The 11,501-nt window shown below is 61.3% G+C and carries 10 protein-coding genes; 5 read left to right on the forward strand and 5 right to left on the reverse strand.

Going from position 1 to position 11,501, the window contains the following annotated elements:
• Positions 1 to 13 precede the first annotated feature (13 nt).
• From AB4Z52_RS11690 to tgt, 3 genes are all read left to right on the forward strand, one after another.
• Positions 14 to 523, forward strand: a complete 510-nt coding sequence (locus AB4Z52_RS11690) for a peptidylprolyl isomerase (protein WP_442218075.1) — start codon at positions 14 to 16, stop codon at positions 521 to 523.
• A gap of 75 nt (positions 524 to 598) precedes the next feature.
• Positions 599 to 1,702, forward strand: a complete 1,104-nt coding sequence (queA, locus tag AB4Z52_RS11695) for a tRNA preQ1(34) S-adenosylmethionine ribosyltransferase-isomerase QueA (protein ID WP_442218076.1) — start codon at positions 599 to 601, stop codon at positions 1,700 to 1,702.
• The gene (gene tgt, locus AB4Z52_RS11700; RefSeq protein ID WP_442218077.1) at positions 1,699 to 2,829 is read left to right on the forward strand and encodes a tRNA guanosine(34) transglycosylase Tgt; all 1,131 of its coding nucleotides are present in this window, start codon (positions 1,699 to 1,701) and stop codon (positions 2,827 to 2,829) included. The genes queA and tgt overlap by 4 nt, the downstream gene beginning before the upstream one ends.
• Positions 2,830 to 2,843: 14 nt before the next feature.
• Here the strand turns inward: tgt and AB4Z52_RS11705 are convergent, their stop codons facing one another.
• From AB4Z52_RS11705 to AB4Z52_RS11725, 5 genes are all read right to left on the reverse strand, one after another.
• Entirely contained in the window at positions 2,844 to 3,272 is a 429-nt protein-coding gene (locus AB4Z52_RS11705) for a DUF4864 domain-containing protein (protein WP_442218078.1), read from the reverse strand.
• Between the two features lie 69 nt (positions 3,273 to 3,341).
• A complete protein-coding gene (fabF, locus tag AB4Z52_RS11710) occupies positions 3,342 to 4,607 on the reverse strand; it encodes a beta-ketoacyl-ACP synthase II (protein ID WP_442218079.1) in 1,266 nt (421 codons plus the stop codon).
• Positions 4,608 to 4,624: 17 nt separating this feature from the next.
• Positions 4,625 to 5,131, reverse strand: a complete 507-nt coding sequence (locus AB4Z52_RS11715; RefSeq protein ID WP_442218080.1) for a winged helix-turn-helix transcriptional regulator — start codon at positions 5,129 to 5,131, stop codon at positions 4,625 to 4,627.
• A gap of 167 nt (positions 5,132 to 5,298) precedes the next feature.
• Positions 5,299 to 7,200: an ABC transporter ATP-binding protein gene (locus AB4Z52_RS11720; protein WP_442218081.1), complete on the reverse strand. Its 1,902-nt coding sequence runs from the start codon at positions 7,198 to 7,200 to the stop codon at positions 5,299 to 5,301.
• Complete coding sequence (locus AB4Z52_RS11725) at positions 7,200 to 9,068, reverse strand: ABC transporter ATP-binding protein (protein ID WP_442218082.1); 1,869 nt, start codon at positions 9,066 to 9,068, stop codon at positions 7,200 to 7,202. The genes AB4Z52_RS11720 and AB4Z52_RS11725 overlap by 1 nt, the downstream gene beginning before the upstream one ends.
• Positions 9,069 to 9,364: 296 nt before the next feature.
• Here AB4Z52_RS11725 and AB4Z52_RS11730 point away from each other — a divergent pair, with 296 nt between their 5' ends.
• Positions 9,365 to 10,108 carry an SDR family NAD(P)-dependent oxidoreductase gene (locus tag AB4Z52_RS11730; RefSeq protein WP_442218083.1) on the forward strand — a complete coding sequence of 248 codons (744 nt, stop codon included), beginning with the start codon at positions 9,365 to 9,367 and terminating at the stop codon, positions 10,106 to 10,108.
• On the forward strand, positions 10,108 to 11,049 hold the full coding sequence (locus AB4Z52_RS11735; protein ID WP_442218084.1) for an RNA polymerase subunit sigma-70: 942 nt from the start codon (positions 10,108 to 10,110) through the stop codon (positions 11,047 to 11,049). Before AB4Z52_RS11730 ends, AB4Z52_RS11735 begins: the two co-directional genes overlap by 1 nt.
• Positions 11,050 to 11,501: the final 452 nt, after the last annotated feature.

The raw sequence follows: 11,501 nt of genomic DNA on the forward strand, positions 1-11,501 counted from the left end.
TAGGAGAAGAACAATGGCCGAGATCAAGGACCCCGAAAACACCATCATCCTCGAGACCACCAAGGGCAAGGTCGTCATCCAGATGCTGCCGCAGGTAGCACCAGAGCATGTTGCCCGAATCAAGGAACTCGCTCGCGAGAAGGCCTATGATGGTGTGGTTTTCCATCGCGTCATCAACGATTTCATGGCGCAGACCGGCGACGTTCAGTATGGCAAGCAGGGTGGCGAGCACTTCAACCCGGCTCGTGCTGGCATGGGCGGCTCTTCCAAGCCGGACCTGAAGGCGGAATTCTCCGCCACGACCCACAGCCGCGGCACGTGCTCTATGGCGCGCTCGCAGAACCCGAATTCGGCCAATTCGCAGTTCTTCATCTGCTTTGCCGATTCACCTTGGCTGAACAAGCAGTACAGCGTTTGGGGCCAAGTCATCGAAGGCATGGATAACGTCGACAAGATCAAGAAGGGCGAGCCCGTCAAGGATCCGGATTCGATCGTCACCATGCGGGTTGCCGCCGACGTCTGATCTTTACTGCCCTCTCAAGCCCGCCCTTCGTGCTTTCCGCGCGGGGGCGGGTTTCGCTTTGTTTGAGATTACCGAATGCGTGTTGACCTTTTCGATTTCGACTTGCCCGACGAGCTTATTGCGCTGCGCCCTGCCGAGCCGCGCGATAGCGCACGCCTGCTGGTGGTCGATCCAAACGCGATCCCTGAACTCAGCGATTACAAGGTTCAGGACCTTCCTTCCTTCCTCAGACCCGGCGACGCCGTCGTCTTCAACGACACGCGCGTGATCCCGGCGCAGCTCGAAGGCAGCAGGCACAGGGACGGAGCACCGGGCCAGCAGGTCTCGGCAACGCTTCACATGCGCGTTGCCCCCGACCGTTGGAAAGCTTTCGCCAAACCGGGCAAACGCATCAAGATCGGCGACCGCATTCAATTCGGCCATAGTGAGACGGCGTGCATGCTCAGCGCGCTCGACGCGACTGTGGAAGAAAAAGGCGACGCCGGCGAAATCACGCTGCATTTCGATCTTTCGGGACCCTCGCTAGACGAGGCGATCGCCGCGGTCGGTCATATCCCTCTGCCGCCCTATATCGCTGCCAAGCGGCCGGAAGACGAGCGCGACCGTGCTGACTACCAGACAATCTATGCCCGCGAAGAGGGCGCGGTAGCAGCGCCCACGGCCGGCCTGCATTTCACCCCCGGATTGTTCGAACAACTTGATAGGTTGGGGGTCGAAAGACATTTCGTCACGCTGCATGTTGGCGCCGGCACCTTTCTGCCCGTCAAGGCCGACGATACCGACGACCACAAGATGCATCTCGAGATCGGCCATGTCAGCGCCGACGCGGCCGCCAGCCTCAATGCCGTCAAGGCGAGGGGCGGGCGCATCGTCTGCGTCGGTACCACCTCGCTTCGCCTGATCGAGAGTGCCGCGTCAGACGAGGGCCGCATCAAGGCATGGTCCGGCCCGACAGGCATCTTCATCACTCCCGGATATCGCTTCAAGGCGGTGGACGTGCTGATGACGAACTTCCACCTGCCGCGATCGACCTTGTTCATGCTGGTATCGGCCTTTGCGGGCTTTGAGACCATGCACAGGGCCTATCAACATGCGATAGAAACCGGCTATCGGTTTTATTCCTACGGCGATGCCAGCCTCCTGTTTCGACAGGCTCTTTTTCCAGGACAGACCAGATGAGCGAGACGTTCCAGTTCAATTTGAAAAAGACCGACAGCGGGGCACGTCTCGGCGAAGTCACCATGCCGCGCGGCTCGATCCGTACTCCGGCCTTTATGCCGGTCGGCACGGTCGGCACCGTGAAGGCCATGTACCTCGATCAGGTCCGCGAGACGGGCGCCGATATCATTCTCGGCAATACCTATCACTTGATGCTGCGCCCGGGGCCGGAGCGCGTTGCACGCCTTGGCGGTTTGCATGAGCTGATCCGCTGGCCGTGGCCGATCCTCACGGATTCCGGTGGCTTTCAGGTCATGTCGCTTTCCGGGTTGCGGAAGCTTGACGAAAAGGGCGTGACCTTCAAGTCGCATGTGGATGGCAGCCTGCACCACATGTCGCCAGAGCGCTCCATCGAAATCCAGGGGATGCTGGGCTCCGACATCCAGATGCAGCTCGACGAATGCGTGGCACTGCCGGCTGAACGCAAGGAAATCGAGCGCGCAATGGAGATGTCGTTGCGCTGGGCGGAGCGCTGCAAGGTCGCATTCGGAAACCAGCCCGGCAAGGCGATGTTCGGCATCGTCCAGGGCGGCGATATGCCGGATTTGCGCGTGCGTTCTGCCGAGGCGCTGACGCAGCTTGATCTCAAGGGTTACGCGGTCGGCGGCCTTGCCGTCGGCGAGCCGCAGGATGTCATGCTGAAGATGCTTGATATAACCCTGCCGGCACTGCCCTCAGACCGCCCGCGCTATCTGATGGGCGTCGGCACGCCGGACGATATTCTGAAATCGGTTGCCCGCGGCATAGACATGTTCGACTGCGTGATGCCGACCCGCTCGGGTCGCCATGGCCTCGCTTTCACACGACGCGGCAAAGTTAATATTCGCAATGCGCGCCACGCGGAAGACATGCGGCCATTGGACGATCAGTCCAACTGCCCGGCCTCGCGCGACTATTCCCGCGCCTATCTGCACCATCTGGTCCGCTCCAACGAAGCGCTCGGCGGCATGCTGCTGTCGTGGCACAATCTGGCATACTATCAGGAATTGATGCAGGGCATCCGCAAGGCCATCGCCGAGGAGCGCTTTGCGGATTTCATGGCAGAAACACAGGTGACTTGGGCACGGGGCGACCTCGAACCCGTCTGACGATCAAATGATCTTCAGATGCCCTGACTTGCAGCGTTGGGAACGATCTGGACGCCGTTGATCTTGTAGCTGCCGTCCGGCTGCCGCGTGACCTGGTATATCGCCGACCAATCCTTGCCGTCGCTGCCGGTAATCAGCACTTCCTGGTAGATCGTGGCGCCGTCATCGATCGACTTGCTGCGGCCGAAGGCGTAATTGCCAGGATGATAGACCGGCTCGTAGCTCTTCTTCACCATGGCAAAGAAGGCCTCCTTGTCCGGAAACAGCGCCTTGATCCCCGGAGCGGCAAATGAATAGGCCGCGTCCGCATCGTCATGCAGAAATGCCTGTATCTGCTTCTGGATTGTCGCCTGGGTCGCCTGCAACGGGTCCTCAGCCTGAACAGACAAGAGGGAAGCCAGTAATGCCAGGCAGGCGATAAGAGCGGCGGAGAAAGCACGCATGTTAGAACCCTCGAAAACAGATAGAGGATAGCGCGCTTTTCCCGCTTGGGAAGGGATTAAGCCCTCGGCTCAACGCCAACGTCTGAAGAGCGCGCTGGCATTCACTCCGCCGAAGCCGAACCCGTTGGAAATCGCATATTCCATCGCCATTGGTCGCGCCTCCGCACCGACGAGATCGATGCCTTCCGAAGCCGCGTCCGGTTCGAGCAGATTGCGGCTCGGCGGCGCGATCTGGTCTCGCAATGCCATGATGGTGAACACAGCCTCCAGACCGCCTGCGGCACCGAGCAGATGCCCTGTTGCGGACTTGGTGGCGCTGACCGCGATACCACGTTCGCGGCCGAACACGGTCTTGATCGCCTCCATCTCGCCACGATCCCCGACCGGCGTCGATGTTGCATGGGCGTTGAGATGCTGCACCTCGCCCGGCGAGATGCCTGCTTGCGCCAGTGCTGCCTGCATGGCGCGGCGCGCGCCGTCGCCATCCTCCGGACCGGCCGTCATATGGTATGCGTCGGCGGCGGTGCCATAGCCGACCAGTTCGGCCAGTGGCGCCGCTCCGCGGGCAAGCGCATGTTCCAAGGTCTCGATGACGAGCATTCCCGCACCTTCACCCATGACGAAGCCGTCGCGTTCGGCGTCGAAGGGGCGGGACGCCTCCTCGGGGCGATTGCTAAAGCCGGTCGAAAGCGCGCGGGCAGCGGCAAAGCCGCCAAGGCTGACCTTGTCGATGCAGGCCTCGGCGCCGCCGCAGATCGCCACATCGGCCTCGCCGGATCGGATCAGCCTCGCCGCGTCGCCGATTGCCTGGACGCTTGCGGCACATGCAGTGACCGGCGCGCCGAGCGGGCCCTTGTAGCCGTGGCGGATGCTCACTTGTCCGGCGGCGAGATTGACGAGGAAGGAGGGCACGATGAAGGGCGAAAGCCTGCGCGGGCCTCGGGTTTCGACGGTCCGCACCGCCTCGGCAATGGCAGGGAACCCACCGATGCCGGAGGCAATGACGGTCGCCGTCCGTTCCAGATCGCGGGCTTCGGTTGGGGCCCATCCCGATTGTTTGATCGCTTCCTCTGCCGCTGCCATCGCAAAGAGGATGAACCGGTCCATCTTCTTCTGGTCCTTGACGGGAACGAAGCGGTCGACATCAAAGCCGGCCTCAGCGTCTTCGGCAATGTCCGGAACAATGCCGCCAACCTTTGCAGCGAGATCGCCGACGACCTCTTCCGGCAGCAGACGCAGCCCGGATCGACCTTCGATGAGCCGCTTCCAACTTGCGTTTACGCCGACGCCGAGGGGCGACACGACGCCCATTCCGGTTACCACAATGCGATCCATGTCATCCTCCTTTGCGATCAGGCATCGATGCCCATATACCAGGCCCGCATATGCGCGATCCGTTCGCGCACGGCGTCATTGGCCGCAGGCCCGGCAAGTAAGGTTGTGTTTTCGGGTGTCAGCGCTTCGCCGGTCAAAACATCCGTGACAGCAACTCTTCGCTCCTTGCCGGAATTGGAATCGCCGAGCAGCATGGCGACCTCCTCCGTCGGAATGTGCCGCAGTCCCCAATAAAACAGAGACATCAGAACGGGAAAGAAGTCGCGACCCTTGGCGGTCAGCACATATTCGTAACGCGGCGGACGCTGCTGATAGCAGCGCCGCTCGAACAAGCCTTCGCTCGTCAGATGTTTCAAGCGACGCGTCAGGATATTCGGAGCGATCCCGAGGCTCTTTTGAAATTCGTCGAACCGCGTCAGTCCCTGGAAGGCGTCCCGAAGGATCAATATGCTCCACCAATCGCCGACGCTTTCAAGCGCGCGGGCGGCAGGGCATTGCAAGGTACTGAAGCTGGTGCGTTGCATGGCTCACGGAATAGCATCAGTTACTAGCATTATACAAGTCACTTCGGGAAACGAAAATGTGATGCCTGTAGCCTTCGAGCAACTGGGGCGGAAAATGGCTAATATTCATGATATTACGCATGGATGCGAATCTGGTCTCTGAGGAGAAACTCAGGCAACCAAAGCGGCTACGTCCGCGATTCTGAAGTGGTGGATGCGCCCAGCTCGTCGTCAGGAATGTCGTCGAACGAGGAGTAGTTCAGATTGTAGAGCTTTGAATAAAGCTTGCCATTGGCCATCAGCGCCGCGTGATTGCCGCTCTCCACCACCTGGCCATTTTGAAGCACGATGATCCGGTCGGCCTCGCGAATGGTGGCAAGGCGATGAGCGATGACGAGCCCGGTGCGGTTTTCAAGCAGCTTCACCAGCGCTTTCTGAATGAGCATTTCTGTGTAGCTGTCGATGTTGGCCGTCGCTTCGTCGAGCACGAGGATCTTGGCGTCGGCAACAAGCGCGCGGGCGAAGCTGACAAGCTGGCGCTGTCCGATCGAGAGGCCGCCGCCGCGCTCGCCGAGAACGGTCTCATATCCCTCTGATAGACACATGATGAACTCGTGCGCACCGACGGCCTTTGCCGCATCGATCACATCGTCGCGCGTGGCATCCGCCTTGTTGTAGCGAATATTCTCGAGAACGGTTCCGGTAAACAGAAATGGCTCCTGAAGGACCATAGCGATCTGTCGGCCAAGCGAATCCTGCGTTAGGTCGCGCACATCGTGGCCGCCTACGAGCACCTGGCCGTGTTGCACGTCATAGAAGCGGTGGATGAGCGCCATCGAGCTCGATTTGCCCGAGCCAGTCGGCCCGATAAGCGCAACGGTCTCGCCCGGATTGACCCGGAAGCTCACATGCTTCAGGACGGGATGCTTCGGATTGTAGCCGAAGACCACGTCGCGCAATTCGACCGAGCCATCCATATCGGAGCCAAGGACCTTGGCGCCGACGGCGTCCTTCACATCAATTGGCACATCCAGAACATCGGTGAGCCGTTGACCGGACGCCATGGCGCGCTGCATCACCGAATACTGCATCGTCAGCGAACGGATCGGGTCGAAGAAGCGCTGGATATAGAACAGGAACGCGACCATGACGCCGACGTCGAGCCGCTGGTCGAGCACCCGGGACCCGCCGATGACGATGACGACCGCCATTGCAAGACCGGTGAGAGTATCGACGATCGGCACCATTACCTGCGCATATTTCGCAGCTGTCAGGTGAGCGCGAAGATTTGCGTGGGCCTTGTCGTCAAACAGCGTAAAATTGACGCTCTGCCGGTCCATGCCCTGAACGGCTCGCACACCGTGGATCGCCTCTGCCAGCGCACCGCTTGTGATCGAATTGGTCTCATGCGCGGCCATGAATGCGGTCCGTGCCCGCGGCAGCCAGAACAGCCGGACAACGAAGAGGATCGGCATGACCGACAAGGTCAGCAGGCCGAGCCGCACATCCAGCCAGAGCATGACCACGACAATGCCGAACAGGAGCGCGATGTCGCCGACCGACAACACGGATGTTTCAAGGAACTCCTGCATCGAATTGACGTCGCCCTGCAGCCGCGACATCAGCCGGCCGACTTCGGTCTTGTCCATGAACGACAGCGAGACGCGCTGCAGATGGACGAACATCGCCTTGCGGATATCGAAGAGCACTTCCTCGGCGACATTGCCGACGACGGTTTCCTGCACGTAACTCGCGCCGTAATTGACAAGGATGGTGATGCCAAATCCGACGATCGCGAAGGTGAGGGCAGAGTGGTCGATTCCGCCGGGGGCCATGCCATGGTCGATCGCATAGCGGATCAATAGCGGAATGATGATCTGCGAGGCGGTAAACAGCAGGACTGCGACGACGGCGATATACATCTGGCGGCGATACGGGCGTATGAAATGCGAGATGCGCTTGAGGACGTTTGTATCGAACACCTTGCCGAAAACTTCCTCTTCGACGCGATGCGATCCGACGACGGCACGAGGAGGGCGGCGGCCATCTTCGCGAACATCGTTGCGTTCGGTCTCGATTTCCTCCGCCATCACAGTGCCTCCCGTCTCTTGGCCGGGATATCGTCGCCGGGCCTGACCTGCAGGTCGTAAAGCGCCTTGTAACGACCGCCGGCGGCAAGCAGCGCCTCATGTGTCCCGCGTTCGACGATCTCGCCGTCCTCAACGAACAATATCTGGTCTGCATGCATCAGCGAGCTCAGACGATGGGCAACGACGATTGTGACGCGATCCCGGGCATAGCGCCGCATGGCGCTGCGGATGCGCTGCTCGGTTGCCGCGTCGATCGCCGCCGTGGAGTCGTCGAAGATCATCACGGCCGGTTTCAGCATCAGAGTTCGGGCAATCGAAAGCCGCTGCCGCTGGCCGCCGGAAAGGGAGACGCCGCGCTCGCCGACGACTGTCGTGTAGCCCATCGGCAGGCCGAGCACGTAGTTGTGGAGCTGGGCAGATTCCGCCGCCCGCTCGATGCGAGGCTCCTTGGCCCACGGGTCGCCATAGGCGATGTTGTTCTCAATGGTCGTCGTGAACAGGAACGAATCCTGCTGCACGACCGCCACCGCATGCCGCAGCGACTTGAGCGTCACCTTGCCGATATCCTGCCCGTCCATCGTGATGCGCCCTGACGTGGCGTCATAGAAGCGTGGGATGAGATGGGCGATGGTTGATTTGCCGCTGCCGGGTGGCCCGACGAAACCGATCGTTTCGCCACGGCGAGCCTCGAAGCTTATACGTTTTAGCACCGATCGATTTTCCGCGCCGGGATAGGCGAAAGTCACGTCCTCAAAGCGCAAAGTGCCATTCGAGACTTTCAACGGCTGGGCATCTGGCGCGTCCTTGATTGCGATGTCGAGATCGAGCAATCCGAACAGCCGCGACCCGCAGGTCGAGGCGCGGGCAAAGGCGTTGACCATCAGCCCGAGCTGGCGAACCGGCATCTGCAGGATCGTCATGAAAGTCAGGAACGAGGCGAGGGTGCCGACCGTAATCTCGCCGGCAATCACCTTGTTGCCGCCAACCCATAGAACCAGCCCCATGGCGGCGAAGAAGGAGAGGGTCATCGCGCTGGTGTTTATTACCCGAATGCCCACGCGCCGGTGTGACAGCTCCAGCGCACTCTGCGAGGCCCGCTCGAATTTCAGGACTTCGTGGGCCTGGGCCGCAAAAGCCCTGACGACGCGAATGCCACCGAGATTTTCTTCCATGACGCGGGTCAGCACCGAAAGCCGCTCCTGAAGTTCAAGCCAGGTGGCACGCAGTCGCAGCTGCGTCATAGAGGATCGCCAGGCAACAAAAGGCACGAAGCTGAGCGCCAGCAAGCCGAGAACGACGTCAGTCGACAGCAGCATATATGCGCCGATACCGATCAGGATCGTCAGCAATATCATCCGAACCAGCGCCGTCGAGAAGTACATGCGCACGCCTTCGAGATCGAGGAGGCCGATGGTGATGAGATCGCCGGAATGGATGCTGTCGTGAAAGCTGAAACTGAGCTGCTGGATCTTCTCATAGCAGGCAAGCCGCAGCTCGTAGCCCATGTGATGGCCGACCGATTCGCTGAAATAGTTCTGCACCATCGTGAAGAGGCCGCGCAGGACGCTGATAAAGAGAAGGGTGATGGCCGTCGTCCAAAGAGCGCTCTCGGCCACCTGGCCCGCAGCACCTCCGGCAAATGCCGTCTGCGTCTGGTCGACCGCCCGGCCGAGCATCCGCGGGATCATCAGCTGCAACGTTGCAGCTATGAGAGTCGACCCGATCGCAAGGCTCGTTTGCCAGGGATGACGCCAGGTCATGTGAGTGATGCGAACGATGGTTGAAAGGCCGCGACCCCAGCCTGCCGCGGTCACGTGCGCCAACGAAGCCGATTGCCTCGCCGCGTTTCTGGATGAATCGCTGCTCACGGTGATTTCCAAGCAATATTTGAACGAAGCGGACCCGCAACTCGGGTCGGATCGCAGAAAAATCGGTGTCCTTCACAGTTCGCCGATTCCGGTGCGTCATTCAAGAGTCAAAAGTCTATTCGGCGAAATTCCGGTTGAAAGGGAGGGCATGGATTGTGTCCGTTCGATCAAACCATGTCGCCGCACCCGCCGGCTCAAGGATAAAGTCCACGCGTCAAGAATAATTTCGGCTGGCGCGATGCATCGCCGGGCGCCGGGACGTCCTACTCCACGTCGCTATCACAAAGGAGCCCGCGATGATCAATTTGTCCAATACCCCGGTTACCCTCATCGGCGCCAGCCGCGGTCTCGGCCGCGTCCTGGCCGAAACTTTCCATCGTCTCGGCGCACAGGTGCTGGTCGTGGCGCGAGGGCAGGCCGACCTCGGCGCCTTGGCGCGCGACCTTCCGGGCGTGGCAGTACTGGCGTGCGACGCCTCCGCTGATGATGCGCCGCAGCGCGTGTTCGCCGTTCAGGTGCCGCGCATCCTGATCCTGTGCGGCGGCGCCATGCCGCCATGCCGCCCGTTCCCGGAGATCGACTGGGAGGAGTTCAGCGGCAATTGGAACAACGATGTGCGCATGAGCTTCCATTTTTTGCAGGCGGCGTTGAAGCGATCCCTGCCGCCAGCTGCGACCGTCGTCACGATCACCAGCGGTGCCGTGCGCCAGGGGTCGCCGATTTCCGGTGGTTATGCCGGCGCCAAGCAGATGCAGATCTTCATGACCGGCTATGCCCAGAAGGCGGCCGATCGCGCTGGCCTTAATCTGCGGTTCCTCTCGCTGGCCCCTGCGCGCCTCATGCCGCAGACAGACATCGGAGCGGCAGGAGTAAAAGGCTATGCCGCCTATAACGGCACCAGCGAAGCCGCGTTCCTCGAGGTCATGGGGAAGGGACAAACGCCCCAGCAGGTTGCAGACGCAGTGCTCAACCTGATCGGAGAGGCGCCTGCCGGCGGCAATTTTATCGTTTCCCCGGATGGCGTGGCGGCGCTAAACTGATGCGGATGGAGATTTCGATCGCAGTTCCCGATCCTTTCGGCACGCCCGACGCATCAAGCGCCTTTTCCGCCTTGGCCGACGCCATGCACGGCGAGCTGAAGCGCCATTGCTATCGTATGATGGGTGGCGTGCAGGATGCCGAGGACTGTGTGCAGGAGACCCTTCTGCGTGGCTGGCGCGAATTCGCCAGCCTGCGCGACGGTGGGGCCGGGCGGTCGTGGCTTTACAGCATCGCTACGCGCGTCTGCCTCGACGCCCTTCGCACGCGTCGGCGCCGGCAGACCCTGTTCGGTCCCAGCCTCGATGAGGTCGAGCCGGGGACGGAGCCGTGGGTCGAACCATGGCCGGGTGGAGTTCCGCCGTCCGGCCCTGAGCGCGGGCAAGACATCCGGTTGGCCTTCGTGTCGCTGCTGCACGGGCTGCCGCCGCGCGGCCGAGCCCTGCTGCTGCTGCACGATGGCGTGGGCATGACTGCATCGGAGGCGGCGGCCGCGCTCGGCATCAGCGTAGCCGCCGCGCGAAGCGCCTTGCAGCGGGCGCGGATCGCGCTACCACTGAAAGGCGTGGTGGCATCGGGTGACGTCCCGATAGAAGCCTACGTCAACGCGTGGAACGCGGGCGATGTCGCCGCGCTGATCGGCCTGTTGCATAGGGATATAGTCCTAACCATGCCGCCTTGGCATCGCACGTTCCTCGGCCGCGACGAGGTGGCGCGCTTCATGACGGGCGTCTGGCCGCGCTATGACGGTTTCCGCGCCATCCCGGTCATCGCCAACGGGCAGCAGGCGGCAGCCGTCTATACGCGCCGCAACGATGCGCATTATCTGCCACATTCCCTGCATGTCCTGGCAGGTGGCGGGCAGGTCCGCGAAATCGTTCTCTATGCACCGCCGCTGGCCGCGAGCCTGTTTTCGGCCTTTGGTCTGCCACCGACGGTTTGATATCAAGCACGACGCAATGATGTTGAGCGCAGATAGATTTCAAGTTGCGCACGGTGCAGAGATCAGTGGGCACCGTGCCGCTTACCGCGGGAGAGTGGCGCTTCCGTTCCTCCTACAACCCCTCTACACATTGTGGCGGGGAAGTTGGAATGTCCGCCTTTGTGCAAAATAGAAATGTCACTTTGGGCGCGTCTTCGGCCATGTAGAAATGCGACACTCGACATGTCCACTTGCGCTGAGGCAAGCCCCCGACCGGACCGGCTGAGCCGGGTTGCAAGGGAAGGGAGGGGGCGGTTGAGACGCTCCTCTTCGACTTTAGCTTTAAGACGATCCGATCGGTCATTCACTCGGCAGCTTGCTGCCGCAACAGGGCCTTCTCACGTCGCGCAATGACCGCCGGATCGTTCATGTAATCCGTGCGTCTTCCGGGTTTGCGACCTGTCGGCTTGTAG

The sequence above is a fragment of the Rhizobium sp. 2YAF20 genome (genome assembly GCF_052114685.1).
GTDB lineage: Bacteria > Pseudomonadota > Alphaproteobacteria > Rhizobiales > Rhizobiaceae > Rhizobium.